Source organism: Enterocloster citroniae, from assembly GCF_040545455.1.
GTDB classification, from domain to species: Bacteria; Bacillota; Clostridia; order Lachnospirales; family Lachnospiraceae; genus Enterocloster; species Enterocloster citroniae.
This window is the reverse complement of the sequence record NZ_JBEPLZ010000038.1, coordinates 1-17,148: the sequence shown is the minus strand read 5'-3', so window position 1 is coordinate 17,148 and position 17,148 is coordinate 1. Positions and strand designations below refer to the sequence as shown.

The following is a 17,148-nucleotide window of genomic DNA, read 5'->3' as shown; positions in this document are numbered from 1 at the left end:
GATCAATTCTCCTTTTCCAGGAACTGACGAACAATGATGTCGATTCCGCTTATCAGTGTCTGACTTTCCTTTCCCGCTACGATCACAAACTCCTCCGCGTCCAGATTCATTAAGTTCTGAACCTGCAATTCCGAATCCAGCGCCAGTTCCTTTGCCTGCGCTTCATAGCAGATATAGGCCCGGATGGTTCCGTCTTTTATATCCGCCGCCGCGTCCTGCAGGTTTTCATAATCCTGTACGGAAATCCCTTTTGCCTGATAGAGCTGTGCTCTCGTTTCTTCATCCATCCCGGAATCCACGCCGACCAGAGAATCCTCCAAAGCTCCAACCGTCATAGCGTAATCGCCGGCTTTTGTCACAGCGTAGAAAAAGCCCTTTCCATACGGAGTGGATATCTGGTATTCATCATCCAGTCTGCCGGTGGCATTGATACAGCCAACCGCAATATCCGCCTGACCTTCATTCACAGCCTGAAGTGCCTGACTCCGGCTCATCACCTGATACTCTGTTGTGACCCCCAGCGCCTGGGCAATCATATCGCAAAGCTCCGGTTCGATTCCCACCGGAGTCTCCCCTCTGAACCCGGTATATCGGCTGTCCGTGTTCACAATGGCAACCCGGAAGGCTCCGGACTCCCTGATCTGACTGACCCGGTCATTCTTCTTTCCGGAACACCCGCCGATGGTCAGTACCATTCCCGCCGCAAGCAGAGCAGCCAGGAATCTCCATCTATGATTCTTTTTCATCCTCTTTCTACTCCTTCCTGCCTAAACGGTAAATAACTGCTCCATATCCTTCGATGCCACAATCTCGATTCCCGTACGGTTAGACGGTGAGGTGACCACGAACGCATGACCGCGTCCATTATTAACAATCTCCTCCTGCTCACTCTCATTGATGGCTCCCGCTTTCTCATACAATTTACAAAGATCATGCATATCGTTGGGCGCCAGCGAGAAGATAAAGGAATACTGACAGGCATTGATGATTGCCGATGACTTTCGAACCAGCTCTTCTGTACCGACAAAATCCGCAATATTCTGAGTGATGATAATCTGCATACCGTTGTACTTACGAATCCGCTTCGCCAGCTGATACATGAAATCCAGGGCAATGGGAAATTTGCTGTCAATGAATACATGGGCTTCATCGATGACTACAATGATTTTTCTTGACGCACCGTAGCGGATATTATAATCCCGGTTTTTGATTACCTCATTGTCCAGCCATTTCAGTACCAGAAGCATCTGTGCGTTCGCTATGGTGTTGTTCTTATTGGCCAGCAGCGACTGGAAATTGAATACAATAAAGTTCTCATCGGTGGAAATGGAGGAGGGTCCGTTCCAAAGGAGGGAATTTCTGCCTCCGGTGGCAAACTTGGAGATGTAGTTTAACAATACTCTCAGATTTTCTTTTCCGTATTCGCTGGAGGACATCTGATAGTCATTTAATATCTTGTCGTAGAGATCATCAAAAATCGGATAATCCTCTGCTGACAATTTGCTCAAATCTGTTTCCGCATCGATTCCCTTGGCATCATACATGCGAACCGTGATGTTATTCAGATATTCGAGTGCGTCCGATTCAATCCCCGGCAGAATCTGGCGGTAAAACTCTTCCAGAAACTGCAGATGTGTGGAGAAGCTGGTATTGATGGTGTCGGTCTCTTCTTCATCATCAGAGAGACTGGTAATAATGTGGAACGGATTTAATCGTCCCTGCGTCGCACTTCCCACATCAATGACTTTTCCGTTCATGTTTTTTGCCAGACCGTAATACTCATTTTCCGGATCCAGAATAAAGACCTTACTGTTGTCCGCTGCCAGGTTTGCCAGAATCGTCTTGGTTGCGTAGGATTTACCGCTTCCTGATTTACCGATAACAACCATATTGCTGTTGACACGTTCTTTATCTCTCACGAAGAAATCAATGAATACCGGTTTCCCTCTGTTCTTTCCGATACAGACACCGTTCGGATCACAGATGTTTTTATTGACGAACGGGAACACAGCGGCAACGGAGGTGGAGTGGATGCCTCTGCTGTAGTGTTTATAAGCATCGCAGCCGGAAACCTGTGTGGACACATATGCCTCAAACTGCTGCATATAGTTATCGGAGGATTTGAAGTTTTCCTCCGATAAGGAGCGTTTGATCTGTTTCTTCATTGATGCAATCGAATTGGTTGCCTTTTTCTTCCCGGGCTTCACCAGCTGCTCTGATAACTCATAATCGTATGCAGTTACAAATATGTTCACATCCAGCAGCGTTTCATTATCACTCTGCAGCATGGCCAGAACTTCGATGAGAGTGTCCACATGGGTCTGCAGCTCCATCAGCTTACTGGTCTTTCCTGTGGAATTGCTCTGCTCCCTCAGTTCATCGATGGCGCGGTCAATCTGGCGGATTCCCTTATATTGATCGACCATCTGCATCTTCATAACCACCTTGGTGTCCGGTCTTGAAAACAGATTCGCTCCCCAGGCATTTCCCACCAAAGTCGGGTAATCGGTCACTCTGAAATTGTGTGTCACAATATTGTCATACTGAACCGTGCGGCTGTTGATTTTGATCTGTTTTGGAAGAATCCAGTCCATATACTGATCTTTGGTCAGCTGATATACTTCTCTTTCATCAAAAAACAGGGTATAATTATATTTTAAGAACACAACCAGTTCTTTTTCCGAAAGAATTTTACAGTTCCAGTTATCAACCGACATGGTATTGACCATATTCCGTGCCTGACTGAGCAGCATTTCCTTATCCTTGTGGAAAAACGCCAGATAATAAAAGGGTGCATACACCTTATCCCGGTCATTGAGGAAACGAATCTGCTCTTTCCGGTCCTGAATAATTCCCACACGGGTTGTCAGCTCCTCCTCATTGAGAAGACCATTGATATATGCCTCTCTCAATTCTGCCAGCTTGCGATCCTCCGCCGCCAGATAAGAATCGTATAAAATCGGCCGGTCAATTTTGATCAAAGACGCTGACTCGGAACCTGATATTGTACGGAGTACTGAGCCAAAGACGTGATCGATCATCTGGTTCTGCCTTGCCTCCGTATAAAATTTAAATTCGATATCCGGAATGCTGACAACAATACCGTAGTATTCTCCGCCATATTCAATGAAGCTGCCGTCAATACCGGTAAACGGAGTAATATCTTTGATGGCCGCTTCTCCCTTTTTTGCAGGCTCTTCCTTAAAAACCCGATATCGGGTCCGGTATTTTAATACATTGTAGATCAGCCGATAGCCCTTATCTCCATCGATCGGAATGATCGATGTTCCAAACAGAACTGCAATTCCCAGTGCAATCCCCATTCGATACGGGAGATTCGAGAACAGCACGGATATGACAATCGTAATTCCAACCGTACCAACCAGCACATCCGGTATTTCGATACCCTTAAAGAATTCCATTGATACCTTTGTTTTTTTCGGAATAATTCTCATGCTCTATTTCCTCCCGGTTTCCGGTTTCGTTGCTTTCTTTTCCAATTTGCTGTAGCTGCTGTACCGGGGTACTGCATTACCGCCGCTGTCCCTGACGTGTACTACCCGCGTTCGAATCTGAGTTTCCCGTATCACAGTGATCTTTTGGACGTTGGAATTCTGACGATTGCTTCCGTCCTGCTGTCCGTTTCTGCCTGCCTGGCTGTTCATCCGGTGAGAGCCGAGCTCAAGCCTGCCCCTGGCTTCCCGATGAGAGCCGATCGAAAGCCTTCCCCGATCTTCCCGATGAGAGTTGTTCGCAAGTCTTCCCCGATCTTCCCGATGAGAGCCGATCTTAACTCCGCTCCTTTGTGTTTCAGAGCTGCCGGATTTCCCGGATTTTGCCTTCTGTGAGCCAGAAGACTTCGCCCATTTGCTCTGGCCTTCGCCACCGCCGGAGGAGCCACCGGACGACTTGCCGGAGGAGCCGCCGGATCCTGCAGAACCACTCTGTTTTCCGGCACCGTTTTCCTTCCCCGTATACTTTTCGCTTTTTTCATCCGGAGTTCCCTGCTTTTTCTTGTCGTCAAGCGAATCCTTTGCGCTAAGAGCCGATGAGAGCAGCTGTTTCCCGCCCCGGTATATCTGTCTCGTGGTCTGATGGATTCCGTAGCTGGCCGCCCTCTGGGTCATCGTTTCTGTCTGGGCTGCCTGATAACTCAAAATCTGTGTGAGCATCGGACCTGACTTATATACAGCCCATGCTCCACCCACCAGAAAGAATAATTTGACGAGATAATCCATTTCGGGACTGCTTCCGGCGCCAAAGTTGATGCTTCCGCTCATAATCAAAGGACACACCATTAAATACAGCCGCATTCCTATGGCAGAGCCAAAACCAGAAAATGTCTTTCCAACAAATAATTCGCGCCATTTTCCAAATCTCTCCCCATCGTCCAGCGGTATGGTGCTGACAAAATAAGGAGATACGATATAAAGCAGAATGATTTCAAAAATTCTCTGCACAAAGCTAAGCAGGCAGGCGGCAAGAACAAAAAACAGGAAAATCGCCGCGATAAATCCGACCAAATAGTCAAATTCTGACAGATCAAAGGAATTCGTAACTACGCTGATATCTCCGTAATCCTTTGCATCCATGGCATTCATGCTGTAAAACGGATAGCGGTACATGTCATCGCTGGTTGTTCCCAGTATGATTCCAGATATGTTGCTGTTCGCATTGTAATTAGAATCCAGGGCCGCATTCAAGGAAGAAATGACAAATATAATTCTTCCAAGCGTTGTTTCACTTTGCCCACCTAACAGAGATGTAATCGAGCCCAGAATAATTGAAGCAAGCTCGATTACAAACCATACAAAAAATGGCACGGCAAAAAACTGTACAAATGTTTTCATCATGGAAGCCAGCACCTTTGACACCGGTTTTCGATTATCAAAATCCAGATCAAATGCAGATTTGGCAGTCATGTAAATCGTCAGAAGCAAAGCAATTGCCAGACCGGCCGATGTTAAGATCCAGAACGTCTTATTGATCGTCTCCTGTTGGAACAGTACTTCCAGAAGGCTTCCGGTGATTTTATTGCCTTTGCTTCCGAAGGATACATCGCGGACGCCGATAAATACGTCAAAGGCGATCTCCAGATAATCAATCAGTTTTAATATTCCTGAAAACAACCCGTAGATCACTCCACAGAAGATATCCATAAATATTTCTATAAAATAGTCAACCGTATCCTTCAGAACAGGAAGCAGGATATCGGCCAGGAGCTCATTGAACAGCCAGGAAAGAGCCGTTGACAACAGTTTAGACAGCCATTTAAATACCGGATCAAAAATATGATTCAGTACCCAGTTAAATATTTTCTGGAACAATCCCAGATACGCCATTTCCATTCAGTCTCCACCTCTCTTTCCTTCATGATCCTCATGCGTTACATGCTTCGTCTATTTGTCTCAGGACCCCGTAAATTTCTGTCCGCTGTCTCCGCCTTCTTTTTCCCCGGATTTCCCTGACGCGGCCCTTTGTCCCATCTTCCCGGCGGCACCCTTCATGTGGTCCGCAGCGCTTGCTGCTCCCATCTGGGCAGCCGACAAGGCCATGGTGGTTCCTCTGGTCAGGAGTCCGGTTACCATTAATCCCATCTGCTTTTCTTCGAATGAAATCTGCGGCGCCAGAATATCCATAATCAGGGTCTGGCCGTGATACACCGCCCAGGCGCCTCCCACAATCAGGAAGACCCGAAGCACGTTATCAATCATCGTGCCGTTGGGCAGTTTTGAATCATACAGAATCAGATTGGAGCTGGTAAAATGCGGAACCACCATCAGATAATACTTCATCGCAAAAATCGAACCAAAGCCCGAAAAAAATTTCGCGATAAAAAGCTCCCTCCATCTGGCAAAGATTGCTCCGTCATCCAGCGGAATCGTTGATACATACAACGGTGACACCAGATACAGCAAGAGCAATTCAAAGATTCTCCGGATAAACTTTAATACCACCGCTGCCAGTATCAGAATCAGAAGAATCGCTGTGACAAAGCCGATAATATAATCGAAATTTGATATATGAAAATCCGCTCTTACCTGTGCCAAATCCCGATAGTCTCTTGTGCCATCCATATACGGTCCCCGGATACTGTCAGAAAAAGTCGGTGCCCGACCGGCAGACTTTTCAATCTGGCCGGTAAGCATATCCTTAGCCTTTGTTGTACTCTTGTCTGCATCCATTCCGGCTGCCAGAAATACGATGGAGCCGATGCTTCCGTTGGTGCCCTGAGCGGCTGAAAATGCAACATTCACCTGCTTTGTAATTGCGGATGACATCTGGAGCAGAAATACACACAGAAACGGAATCATCATAAAGGTTACAGCAGCCTTTATCGCATCTGTCATCACCTTGCTGATAGGATTCCTATCATCCAGTGCCATGTCAGAGATGGATTTCACGGTCTTATAAATTGTAAAAATGATACAAATCGCCACAGCCATCACGGTAATATACAGAAAAGCCGTTGATATTCCCTTCATCTCAAACATTGCCTGTAGCAGAGTCATTCTTTGATTTGAAACCGTCACCGGCGTGACTCCGGAGAATACGTTAAATATACTTTCAATAAAATCAATGACGGAACAAAGAGCCGTGAAGAGATTAATCAACAGTTCTGCCAGAAGATTCCAGACAACATTCGTAACAAAATTAACAAATATAGTCAGAATATCGGTCAGAATCGGTGCCAATACCGTTTCGAAGATTTTTCGAAAGATTGACTGCAGTGATTCTATAAAACCAAGATAGGCATATTGCATAAAAGCACTCACCCCACATTTAACGGATCTTCATGTTTCTCTTCGTATGGAAGACAAATGCTACACCACCGGCTATCACCAGGATACACATAAATACAGCTGCAATCCCATACAGATTGATCTGATATTTCAGCACAAATTCCCTGACCGTCTCATTGCCAGCCGCATCTGATACCGTCAATTGGTACTTGCCCGGGGAAGAAATCATCGTGCCGTGGAATCCGTCAACATTTGTCCCATCTTTTACAAGGGCAATGTCAGTTATGTCATCCGACAGATACTGGATACTGGCATTTCCGCCATCTACGGTCACCTGAACCTCCGGTGCTTCCGTGTCTTTCCTCAGCACGACCTCCAGCTCATCTCCCGCATCTCCTTCCATAAAAATTGTGTAGGTTCCATCCGATTCCATAACCAGAAGCTGATCCGACTGCAGGCTTTGCGGTTCATCCCCCAGAAACAGTTTTGTAAAGCGCATTCCAACCGGTGCCGGGTAATATTCCAGATCAGAGGCCTGCGATACGATCCGGAAGGAGTAAGCTTCTCCTCCTGCCTCCAGACGATACACTCCCGTATCCATCAGGCTGTTGCCATTCACAAATTCCTGTAATTCATCGTTTCGATATAACTCAATTTCCGATGGTGCATCACCCGTGACGGTAATCTCCACAGAGTCCGGACCAATGTAGCCTTCCGGAACGGTAGATATCAGCTCAACTCCGTTTTCCAGTGTCACCCGATATTTCCCGATCATTGGATCATACGTCTGCCTCCGGGAAGACTCCTCTTTTTCATTTGCGGATCCTTCTGAATTCAGATTTTCTTCTGACTTATCACTTGTAGTTGCCTCGCCCTGCGCTTGATCAGTACTGTTTTCTGTTTCAGCAGGCAAGTCTTTATCACTTTCTGACGGGGCTTTTGAGATCTCCTCTTTCCTTGCCTCTGCCTCAAGTGCTTCCAGATCCAGAACAGCCGTGGAATTTGCAGAAAGTGAATCAGCTGCATTGTCTACGATTCCATTTGTTTCGGTTTCTGCTTCCGGGGGCTTATCCTGGATAAGGAACCGAAACACGGTCTGATATTCCCTCTGCTCCGAAAGCGGCAGTTCCGGATTTTCCACCGCTGTCAGCCGCAGAACATAAGTGCCTCTTGCCCCTATGTTCTGGCCGGAAGTGTATTCCATCGCTATTCCGTCTTTTTCCATGGTATAAAGTATGTTTGACGGAATATCAAGAAAAACTGCCTCATTGGTTATTCCGCCGTTGGCCACGTTGGTATAGATAAAAAACAAATTCTCGATAGACTCTTCGTAGATTTTAAAATCTTCGTGATAGTGTTCTGTTAAATTTACTTTTTTCACACCCGGTCCTGCAAACTCCGTTGTCTCCTCAATCGCTTCCGATGCTTCATCCAGATACTGAAATCCGGGTCCGACTTTTTCTTCCTTTTCCTGACCGGAAGAGGTGCTGTCGGAATATTTCGAAGTGTATGTAATGACTGCGCCATAGGAACTCACAGAAACCGTACTGACCATCAATGTCGCAGCCAGAGCAATCGCCCATTTCTTGCCTATTCTCATATTGCTTATCCCTCCTGTGTTTCCTGTACTTCCTGATTTCTCATTGATTCTGCAATGTAATTCCGTTCTTCCAGATCATAGTAAACATCGTCACCAAAAAATGCATTCATACGGATATCCGATTGATCCATCATCTTCATTTGATACAGTGGACATTTATAACTCGGTGTGAATTTTGTTTTCAGCGGATAATTGCCGAAGGTAACAATGATTGCATTGCCGGTGTCAGTCTTATTATTCAGCTTCTGCAGCTCAGACGGATAAATCAATGGTCTGGTCTGCAGCTGGCTGGACACATTGATATTACCGGCCTTATCTCCCATGGCTGTGGAAATACTGGAGGTGGAAACCGTCATATTTCCGCACAACTTGGAAAATTCCTCACAGGTTTCAATATCATTGGAACCAATGAACATCTTCATACCGCAGTTGCTCTTAATAATATTGGCTACCGTATCCCCGTATACGTTGTTTAACTGTGCATAAGACTGGACAACCATGTTGAACCAGATTTTTCTGCTTCGACCGACGGTGATCATCTTGTCAAACTTATCGATCTTCGGCATATTTCCGAATTCATCCAGAATGAAGTATACATTTCGCGAAAGACTTAAATCTTCTCGGGAAGAAGCTACTTTGATCAGCGCTTTATAGATACAAAGAATAAATACAGCTGCCAGCGCATGTCTGGTATCTTTCTCATCCGGTATCTTTAAAAACAGTGCCATCGGTTCCATCGCAAACTGAAGCGGGTCAATATCCGTAGCGGATGTAAGAGAACAAAGACCTTCATCGTTGAACATAGACAGCTTATCAAAGGCAATCGACATATAGCTTGCCAAAGTACTCTCAGCCGCCGAAAGAACCTGTTTTGATAATCCAACCGCTTTGGATAATGGAGAACGGCCTTTGAAGAAGTTTCGCAGCGCCTCATAATCGTTATCGGAATTGCCTATGGCTTTGTTAATATTGTAGAAACAGAATTTCTCTCTGGTCATCTCCAACTCCGGATATTCACTGTCTTCCAGCATGGCCAGACAAACCGCCATAATCAGAGAACGGGCACCCTTCTCCCAAACCGGGTCATCCTTCGATTCAATCGGGCAGATGACACTGATTAGGTCGTTTAAGTCCTCATAAAGTTCATCGAAAATCTTCTGTCTGGTTATTTTCAGGTAAGTCAGAAGCTCCCTGCGCACAGCATACGCTTTTCCCTCGTATTCATACCACTCTTCCCCATAACTCTCTATCGGATTTACCAGTTCAAGTTCGTTTTCCGTCACCGGATCAAAATGCTTATAAATCTCATCTCCCGTATGGAGGTACTCCTGATAACGGTCATAGATATCCCCCAGCGGATTCCAGCGGAACGAGCTGTACGGATCTCTCAGATCCAAAACCATTACCTTATATCCGCGTTCCTGCAGCATTTCACTGTGAAGCTGAAACAGTTCTCCCTTTGGGTCTGTGCAGATCATGGAAGAACCGGCGGAAGAATTACCAAGGATCTGAATCATTGGATTGATGAAGGTGGTCGTCTTACCACTGCCGGTAGCACCGATAATGAGTCCATGCATCGGTGATGCCAGATTGATATCCAGTTCCTTCCTTTTCTTATTATATTGTGCGTAAACCGGAATACCGTCCTTTTCTGATTCCTTCAGTTTTGTGAATTTGTACGGAGTAAAATTGAAATCCCTTTCCTTGTCGGTCATGAAACGGGAATTTTCCAGATTACTTTCAAACCCCTTCGCTTTGGACTTCATCAGCTTTTTTGCTTTTTTCGCTGAAGGCCGTTTAAAAAGCAGTACCAGCAGCACCAGCAGAACTGCAGCCACTGCACCATAAAGATAGGTATCCAAACGAAACAAAAGGGAATAGTCGATCAGGCTTCCATCATATATGCCTAACAGGGAAGGCACCAGAATCAAAAACAGAGTGTTGAGACCAAACCCCAGTAAGATTGTGAACAAAATAAAGGCGAAAATTCCCAGCAGAATCTTCTTTACCATAATGTTGTCTCCTTTCTGTATGACTTGAGGAGCCACACTGCCAATAAACAGAATCCGCCCCCGTAAAGTGCGATCATACCATGACTGGAAAAAAGCATCTGTTTCCATGCCGGTATATGATTAATCACCCAGATCGGCAATACATTGAGATTAAACCCCATATGCAGTGCGATGGAATACGCAATATTGTCTTCCTCAACAGACACCTTCGCCAACAGGGTTCCCATTATAAACGCGTAAACCATCCAGATGGGCGATACATGACACAATGCAAAAACAACCGATACAATCAAAATACTATATTTCTCATTAAACCAACCAAGAAGGCGGTTTAACATATATCCCCGGAAAATAATCTCTTCCACCACCGGAGCCAGAAGAATCGTGGATAATAATGCCAAAATCGGATCCGTTCCATCTTTCACTGCCTCCGAAGAGCTGATATAGCTTTGCATGAGAACCTCCGGAAACGGTACCACCGTGATGACTGCGGAAAAGAAAAAACCAAACCCAAATCCGATTCCGATCAGATAAAGCAGCTTTCTCCGTTCCAATCCCCTGTATTCCAAAGTGACATCTTCCTGCAGGAAGCTGCCCCGCCTTTTACTCTGCCGATACAGAATAAGAAACGTGAAAATGATTCCCAGGGTATAGTAGAAATTGCCGCTTTCCTTAATGATTTCCCTTGTGTCCCGTCCACCAATCAAAATATTACCGAGCATCGTCACCAGTGCCGGTACAATAATATATAAGAGCAGGGGGCGGAGCGAATACAGCAGAACGCCGGTGCTTTTCCATATCTTCTGTTGGTTAGACAATCCCTCCGCAGAGTCTTTTTCTCTACTATTCAATGATCAGCACTCCTCCAAAACCTGTAACCTCAAAAATTTCTTTGATACACGGCTGTACATTTCTTAAAATCATAGAGCCTCCGCTCTTGTTCATCTTCTTTTGAGCAGAAGCAAATGCCCGAAGTCCAACGGAAGATATATAGGTGGTTTCTTCCATATCCACGATAATTTCATCCTCTCCGGATGCCTGAAGCTCCTTTAACTGTGCATCCAGTTTCGGTGCACTTACTGCATCGATCCGCTTTAACGTTCTAATCTCTGTCATATTTCAAATTTCCTTTACTCTATTTCATTTTCATATAGTTTCTGAAATGCCTTTATTACAGACTGCAGTTCGGATTCCTCTTTGATCGGAGAAAGCTTAAGTGTGTCCGCTTCCCCCGCCTCCATTCTCATCAGATGTACCCTCCCTTCGGTATCATCCGTTGGATGAAGCATCATATACTCATGCCCGGCATCAAAAATGACATCAACCACTTCACATGTTAACCTGTCACCATTTTCCAGCTCCAGTTCCAGTTCCTCTGCCGGGAATTCGCTTTCTTCCTGATTTATCTGCACATTGCCTGTTTCGATTTCTTCAAAATCTTTCTCTGGAAAAAGATTGGCTTCCAGCTCCGCGATATCATAAAGCCGTCCCATATGCCCTCCCTAAAGTATTTTTTTGAGTAGTACTTGATTGCAGCCATCAGAAAAACAATAATCCATCTGGTCCATCAACTGTCGCACCATATAGATGCCGAGCCCGCCAATGCCGCGATCTTCAAACGGTATATCGAAATTCGGCTCCGGCTGTTCCAGCGGATTATAGGGAATCCCCCAGTCTTTCAGGGAAATCTGCAGCATTCTTGTACCGGATTCGACAAGAATCCCGCAGGAAATCACAACTTTTCCGCTCGGTTCGTTTGGATATGCGTATGAAACAATATTCGTGAACAACTCTTCCACAGAGACACGTATCTGATCCTTTATCTTTTCTGAACAGACAGAATCAAAAAGAAATCCATCAATATAATCCATTACTTCTGACAGATTTTCTATTTTAGCTGTTACCGTCTTGCTATTCATCATTGGCTCTCCAGGCAATTCTTATTTCAATAGAGTTTCTGTTCGTTTATCACTATGGTTTTCAGGGTGTTCTTGTCTGTTCCTGTATCGAATACACAGGACCGTTACTCCCACACCAAAACAAAACGCAATGATTGCGGTAACAACATATGCACTTTTGCCTTCCTGCAGCAAAACAGTACTGTACCCGTTTGTTACGGTTGAAACACCGGGCACCTTTACACGTTCCAATATCATACAAATACCGGTGATTAAAAAAAGACAACTTCCTGTCAGAACAGATAATAAACGGTTTTCCAACCGGTGTCGTTTCTGCTGCGTCCTGCGTTGAATTTCCCTTATCTGATTTTCCATCCTGTCTGTCATGAAAGTTCCTCCTCCTATGATATTCGTTGACGGAACATTCTAATGAAAACACTATGATATGAAATCCTCTTATTTATTAAAATACAAAAAACCCAAAATCCTTCCACCCCAAAGACAAAATTCTAAAAAATTTCAAAAAAGTAACTATTCAGCACCCAGTTAGGATGCAATGTTTTTTGGTCAAAACAGAGAAAAATAAAATTTCTGTTTTAAAGTCTTTTTACTGCAAAAGTGGATAACTTTTTTGCTACCGTTTCAACCGATTATGGATTGTGAATAACTTTATCCGAAAATCCCACAAAATGCCATTCGCATTGAATTTCCGGTATTTTATAAGGATTTTATCCCTGAGTTTGGTTTGTTTTTGATACATGTCCACCGTCATTTTGACCATACGGACTTTTTTGTAAATTCGCTTTTTTTGCCTTTTTCGGCTAAAATAGAAGTATCAAATTTTAGCGAAAGAAGGTGGCCTGATTGACAAAGGACGAAATGATCGAACAGCTGTTACAGCAAGTTAATTCATTAACCGCTACAATCGACGCGCAGACACAACTGATTGCACAGCTCAATCAGACCATTCAGGGACTGAAAGAGCAGCTTAATAAAAACTCCAAAAGCAGTTCCAAGCCGCCTTCAAGTGATGGGTATAAAAAACCTGCTCCAACGAGCCTGCGTAAATCTTCCGGCAAAAAAGTCGGCGGACAGGACGGACATCAAGGCACTCGTCTGGCTGTGACCACAGCACCGGATGAAACAGTAAAACATATGCCATCTGCATGTGAAGGCTGTCCATATTATCAAATGTGCAAAGGTACTGCATGTATTGCTGAAAAACGTAATGTCATTGATGCTGTTGTTACTGTAAATGTGGTCGAGCATCAGGCATTGGAGATCCCGATCTGTATGCTGCACGGAGGCACGCGCAAAGGAGATTTTCCTTCCGATGTAAATGCATCTGTACAGTATGGTGAAAACCTTCAGGCATTGTCCGTAGCATTAAACACCGTAGGTGCAGTCAGTATCAAACGCACTCACGAAATACTTTCCGGAGTATTTAACATTCCGATTGCAACGAGAACCATCAGCAACATGGTAAAACGATGTGCGGATGGTCTTAGTGCTACCGTAGATAAAATCAAGCAGAGAATGAAGGACTCTGCACTTGGACATTTTGACGAGACCGGCACCAGAGTGGATAAAAAACTCTGGTGGGTTCATAATGCCTCAAACTGCGAATACACCTATCTGGATATCAGCCCTAAACGTGGATTTAAGGGCATGGAGCAGTGTGGTGTCCTCACGGAATTCAAAGGCATCGCCATGCATGACTGCTGGGCATCCTACTGGAATTATCCGGATATCCAGCATGCGGTATGCTGCGCTCATCTTCTCCGAGAACTGACCGGGATAGCAGAAAATCATCCTGATCAGAAATGGGCAGCTGCGTTTATCGACCTTTTGATGGAAATGAAAAAGGTCAAAGAAAAAGCAATAGCAAAAGGCAAAGAAAGTCTGAGCTATTATTACCTTCATAAATTCGATAAGAAGTATCTTGAACTTATCGAGATGGGCAGAAAGGAAAACCCACTTCCAGAGACTACTGAGAAAAAACGTGGACGGAAGAAAAAAGGAAAAATCCTCCCTTTAGTAGACCGTCTTGCTGATTACAAGGCATCAGTCTGCCTTTTTGCCCACAACTTCCAGGTTCCGTTTGATAACAATCAGGCAGAACGTGATGTCCGAATGATAAAGGTAAAAACTAAGGTATCCGGCTGTTTCCGCACCGAAGAAGGAGCCAAAGATTATTTGAAAATCATGTCCTACATCGGGGCGGCTCATAAGCAGGGATACAATGCTTATGAAGCAATCAAAAATGCAATTTCAGGCAACCCGGATTTTATCTTCGCATAGGGGGTCCTGAATAGTTACTCAAAAAAAATAAAAAGGACCCTGGATTCTTTGTGAACTCCTGGTCCTTCTTTTTTACAGGCTATATTTTTTCACAGCCTCCTGAAAATTATTTCGTTGATTTTGTGTTGTTCTGATGTTTCCGCTTATTTCTCAGGTGCAGACGATACAGCAGGACTGTTAAACTGACACCAAGAGAAAAAGAAAAAATACCAATGACGATATATCCAAGCCATACTTGATTTCCAATAATGCTGGCCGCACCGGAGGTGTGAGGAATTCCCGTTGTTGAAATCATTTTCATCATCTCAGTTACGGATAAACTGACACCTACCACTAAAATAAGACATACAGCTGTAACAGCTGTATCAAAAAACGCCTGTTTCCGTTTCCATTCTTTTTGGCGTAATTCTTCCGTTCTTTTATGTACCAGGCGAGTTCGTTCCTCAAATGTCCGCATATCAAAAATCCTCCTGCTCAAGAAAGGTTTTCAGATTCTGTTTGCCATAATAAATTAATTTTGTAACTTGTGCCTCACTCTTTCTCATGACAATTGCAGCATCACGATAACTCATATTTTCAAAGTATACAAGATATAACGCTTCCCGATATTCCTTTTTTAATTTCCCAAGCGCATGATAAAGCTGAAGATTCTGTTCGTTTCGAAAAAGCTCTGTATCCACTAATTCCTCACTCTGAGGCTCAAAGCTCAACTCATCCAGATGGAGAAAAGGAATTCGGTGTCGCTGATTGTGACGAAGCGCCAAATTGTACGCAGTCTTGTAAAGATATGCCTTAAAACTTCCCGGTCCATCAACAGAACGCTTTTTTACAAACATATTGGAAAACGCTTCTATCATCAGGTCTTCTGATTCATAGATATCCTTAATATATCCATTGATATAGAAGACCAACGGATCACCGTATTTTTTTATTAAGAGGTCAGCAGCGGCTTCATCACCGTTAAAATATTGTCTGTAAGCTGCTTCATCTGATATAGATACCACAGGAAATGCTTCTCCCTTCTGTCTGAAAGCGTAGGAACTGATCCAAATTTCAACAATGATTAATATATCAGATTTATGTTGACTTTGCAACTACCTTTTGTCCTGCCTATTTTACAGATGCCATCAGCTTGGGAAGCAGCCTCTTTGCCACAAACAAAATGATGATCAGCACAGATGGAAAGAAATACCCGGCGCTTCTCCAGATTCCCATCGCCGTGATCAGAAGGTTATAGATCGCATGGAATCCAATACAGGCGCCAAGGGCTCCTATCGTTCCGGTCAATGTCAGCCAGAAGTTGTTAAACTCGCAGGAAACACTGTATCCGATGAAGATGCCGCATAAAAAATGAAGCGCACCGGCGGAACATCCGCGGATCAGGAGAAACGAAAAGTTCTCTGCTCCGTTTTCCGTTAGATAACAGACATTTTCAAACGTTGCAAAGCCAATCGCGATCACAATCGCTGCGGCTGGCAGATCTTTCTTATCCGGCTCAAAAATCAAAATGAAAAACAAGAGCGGAAGCAATTTCATAACCTCTTCACAGAATGGTGTAATTTCAATTGCTGTAATCATGATATCTGCTCTGTAAAGCCCCATAAAAAAGCTGTTGACATATGCAGAAAGAAGACACATCCCCATTCCCGCAATCACAAATATCGTATACGTACGGGTACTTCCTTTGGTAAAAAACAACGATAAAAACATTGGGATCGCAAGGCAAATAAAAATATTTTCGATATAGGTCATTGCCTGGTCACCTCCCTGTATGTTAATGGAAGAAGAACTGCGAGCATTATGGTAAGGATTATGTCCACAGCAAAATAAAGATTAAAATGAGTAAAATCAGGCATAAAGCAGGAAACGATGTACAAAAGCATCTGCAGTATGATACATAAGAGGAAGCACATATCCACTTTCGGTAACGGTTTCGTTTTTAACAGGTGAAAAGAGGTAAGATACGTGTGAGCTGCCATAGTTACTGCAAAAGCTCCGGAAACGAAGCGGGATGGCCCAAGCATGCCGACATACATAACTAATACAGCGATAACGAACGCAGCGACAGCTGACGACCAGCTAAAATAAATAATCATATTTTTCGTACGCAGAATCTGCAGAGACAAAAAAAACAGGTAAGATGCCAGCCAGGATATTTCCGAAACATAAAACACTTGAGGAATATTGCCGATAATTGCCAGATATAGTACAAAATAGAGCGTTCCCATCAAGAAACTTGCATATGCAAAAGCAAGAATCATGAAGCGGCGTTCCTGATAACGGATCGTCAAAATAATTGATGCAAATGATACAGCCGCTAATATGCTCACCTGAAATAAATTGTCAATCAGCTCAAAATTCATTCTCTATACTCTCCTGTTCTCATCCTCTGTTTGTGAAAGGCCTTCGTATTTTATTTCATTGTACCAAGTCGCTAGAGCGACAGCTAGCCCTAAGTACGTGAAACCACTAGTGTAGTGACACGATGATAATTGAACTAGTCAAGACCACCGGCTTAGCCGGTGGCTTGTTCTGCCCCTATAAGGGGCTGTTACCTGCTTGCGCCCGGAAGGCGCACTGAAAAGTCTGCCTGC

Annotated in this window: 16 protein-coding genes; 1 reads left to right on the top strand and 15 read right to left on the bottom strand. The window is 44.3% G+C overall.

Going from position 1 to position 17,148, the window contains the following annotated elements; all coding sequences use genetic code 11:
* Nucleotides 1-2: 2 nt before the first annotated feature.
* Genes ABID13_RS26700 through ABID13_RS26650 form a run of 11 tightly spaced genes read right to left on the bottom strand, consistent with a single transcriptional unit; the run spans nucleotide 3 to nucleotide 12,640 of the window.
* Nucleotides 3-746 (bottom strand): transporter substrate-binding domain-containing protein, encoded by a 744-nt coding sequence (locus ABID13_RS26700; RefSeq protein WP_048931361.1) that lies wholly within the window; start codon nucleotides 744-746, stop codon nucleotides 3-5.
* Nucleotides 747-767: 21 nt separating this feature from the next.
* A complete protein-coding gene (locus ABID13_RS26695) occupies nucleotides 768-3,455 on the bottom strand; it encodes a VirB4 family type IV secretion system protein (RefSeq protein ID WP_197092229.1) in 2,688 nt (895 codons plus the stop codon).
* A 3-nt stretch (nucleotides 3,456-3,458) separates the two neighbouring features.
* Complete coding sequence (locus tag ABID13_RS26690; RefSeq protein ID WP_048931362.1) at nucleotides 3,459-5,348, bottom strand: Mbov_0396 family ICE element transmembrane protein; 1,890 nt, start codon at nucleotides 5,346-5,348, stop codon at nucleotides 3,459-3,461.
* Nucleotides 5,349-5,408: 60 nt separating this feature from the next.
* Nucleotides 5,409-6,764 carry an Mbov_0396 family ICE element transmembrane protein gene (locus ABID13_RS26685; protein ID WP_354021336.1) on the bottom strand — a complete coding sequence of 452 codons (1,356 nt, stop codon included), beginning with the start codon at nucleotides 6,762-6,764 and terminating at the stop codon, nucleotides 5,409-5,411.
* A 19-nt stretch (nucleotides 6,765-6,783) separates the two neighbouring features.
* Nucleotides 6,784-8,343 (bottom strand): hypothetical protein, encoded by a 1,560-nt coding sequence (locus tag ABID13_RS26680; RefSeq protein WP_048931364.1) that lies wholly within the window; start codon nucleotides 8,341-8,343, stop codon nucleotides 6,784-6,786.
* Between the two features lie 5 nt (nucleotides 8,344-8,348).
* Nucleotides 8,349-10,355: a type IV secretory system conjugative DNA transfer family protein gene (locus ABID13_RS26675; protein WP_048931365.1), complete on the bottom strand. Its 2,007-nt coding sequence runs from the start codon at nucleotides 10,353-10,355 to the stop codon at nucleotides 8,349-8,351.
* Nucleotides 10,349-11,206: a CPBP family intramembrane glutamic endopeptidase gene (locus ABID13_RS26670; protein WP_048931366.1), complete on the bottom strand. Its 858-nt coding sequence runs from the start codon at nucleotides 11,204-11,206 to the stop codon at nucleotides 10,349-10,351. The genes ABID13_RS26675 and ABID13_RS26670 overlap by 7 nt, the downstream gene beginning before the upstream one ends.
* Nucleotides 11,199-11,471, bottom strand: a complete 273-nt coding sequence (locus ABID13_RS26665; protein ID WP_048931367.1) for an STAS domain-containing protein — start codon at nucleotides 11,469-11,471, stop codon at nucleotides 11,199-11,201. The genes ABID13_RS26670 and ABID13_RS26665 overlap by 8 nt, the downstream gene beginning before the upstream one ends.
* A 14-nt stretch (nucleotides 11,472-11,485) precedes the next feature.
* Complete coding sequence (locus ABID13_RS26660; RefSeq protein ID WP_048931368.1) at nucleotides 11,486-11,848, bottom strand: DUF1292 domain-containing protein; 363 nt, start codon at nucleotides 11,846-11,848, stop codon at nucleotides 11,486-11,488.
* Nucleotides 11,849-11,857: 9 nt separating this feature from the next.
* Nucleotides 11,858-12,277, bottom strand: coding sequence for an ATP-binding protein (locus ABID13_RS26655; RefSeq protein ID WP_082174029.1), 420 nt, complete (start codon nucleotides 12,275-12,277; stop codon nucleotides 11,858-11,860).
* An 18-nt stretch (nucleotides 12,278-12,295) separates the two neighbouring features.
* Entirely contained in the window at nucleotides 12,296-12,640 is a 345-nt protein-coding gene (locus ABID13_RS26650; protein WP_048931370.1) for a hypothetical protein, read from the bottom strand.
* 477 nt (nucleotides 12,641-13,117) lie between these two features.
* Between ABID13_RS26650 and tnpC the strand changes: the two genes are divergently transcribed.
* Complete coding sequence (tnpC, locus tag ABID13_RS26645) at nucleotides 13,118-14,554, top strand: IS66 family transposase (RefSeq protein ID WP_156200259.1); 1,437 nt, start codon at nucleotides 13,118-13,120, stop codon at nucleotides 14,552-14,554.
* A gap of 106 nt (nucleotides 14,555-14,660) precedes the next feature.
* Here the strand turns inward: tnpC and ABID13_RS26640 are convergent, their stop codons facing one another.
* The 4 genes from ABID13_RS26640 to ABID13_RS26625 all read right to left on the bottom strand — a co-directional run bounded on the left by ABID13_RS26640 (nucleotide 14,661) and on the right by ABID13_RS26625 (nucleotide 16,917).
* Nucleotides 14,661-15,011, bottom strand: coding sequence for a hypothetical protein (locus ABID13_RS26640; protein ID WP_048931371.1), 351 nt, complete (start codon nucleotides 15,009-15,011; stop codon nucleotides 14,661-14,663).
* 1 nt (nucleotide 15,012) lies between these two features.
* Nucleotides 15,013-15,558 (bottom strand): RNA polymerase sigma factor, encoded by a 546-nt coding sequence (locus tag ABID13_RS26635; RefSeq protein WP_242849334.1) that lies wholly within the window; start codon nucleotides 15,556-15,558, stop codon nucleotides 15,013-15,015.
* A 106-nt stretch (nucleotides 15,559-15,664) separates the two neighbouring features.
* Entirely contained in the window at nucleotides 15,665-16,264 is a 600-nt protein-coding gene (locus ABID13_RS26630; RefSeq protein ID WP_276325557.1) for a PrsW family glutamic-type intramembrane protease, read from the bottom strand.
* A 38-nt stretch (nucleotides 16,265-16,302) separates the two neighbouring features.
* The gene (locus ABID13_RS26625; RefSeq protein ID WP_048931373.1) at nucleotides 16,303-16,917 is read right to left on the bottom strand and encodes a hypothetical protein; all 615 of its coding nucleotides are present in this window, start codon (nucleotides 16,915-16,917) and stop codon (nucleotides 16,303-16,305) included.
* Nucleotides 16,918-17,148: the final 231 nt, after the last annotated feature.

Coding starts and splice junctions, on each gene's coding strand:
- ABID13_RS26700 (WP_048931361.1), bottom strand. CDS start 746: ATGAAAAAGAATCATAGATGGAGATTCCTGGCTGCTCTGCTTGCGGCG.
- ABID13_RS26695 (WP_197092229.1), bottom strand. CDS start 3,455: ATGAGAATTATTCCGAAAAAAACAAAGGTATCAATGGAATTCTTTAAG.
- ABID13_RS26690 (WP_048931362.1), bottom strand. CDS start 5,348: ATGGAAATGGCGTATCTGGGATTGTTCCAGAAAATATTTAACTGGGTA.
- ABID13_RS26685 (WP_354021336.1), bottom strand. CDS start 6,764: ATGCAATATGCCTATCTTGGTTTTATAGAATCACTGCAGTCAATCTTT.
- ABID13_RS26680 (WP_048931364.1), bottom strand. CDS start 8,343: ATGAGAATAGGCAAGAAATGGGCGATTGCTCTGGCTGCGACATTGATG.
- ABID13_RS26675 (WP_048931365.1), bottom strand. CDS start 10,355: ATGGTAAAGAAGATTCTGCTGGGAATTTTCGCCTTTATTTTGTTCACA.
- ABID13_RS26665 (WP_048931367.1), bottom strand. CDS start 11,471: ATGACAGAGATTAGAACGTTAAAGCGGATCGATGCAGTAAGTGCACCG.
- ABID13_RS26660 (WP_048931368.1), bottom strand. CDS start 11,848: ATGGGACGGCTTTATGATATCGCGGAGCTGGAAGCCAATCTTTTTCCA.
- ABID13_RS26655 (WP_082174029.1), bottom strand. CDS start 12,277: ATGATGAATAGCAAGACGGTAACAGCTAAAATAGAAAATCTGTCAGAA.
- ABID13_RS26650 (WP_048931370.1), bottom strand. CDS start 12,640: ATGACAGACAGGATGGAAAATCAGATAAGGGAAATTCAACGCAGGACG.
- ABID13_RS26640 (WP_048931371.1), bottom strand. CDS start 15,011: ATGCGGACATTTGAGGAACGAACTCGCCTGGTACATAAAAGAACGGAA.
- ABID13_RS26630 (WP_276325557.1), bottom strand. CDS start 16,264: ATGTTTTTATCGTTGTTTTTTACCAAAGGAAGTACCCGTACGTATACG.
- ABID13_RS26625 (WP_048931373.1), bottom strand. CDS start 16,917: ATGAATTTTGAGCTGATTGACAATTTATTTCAGGTGAGCATATTAGCG.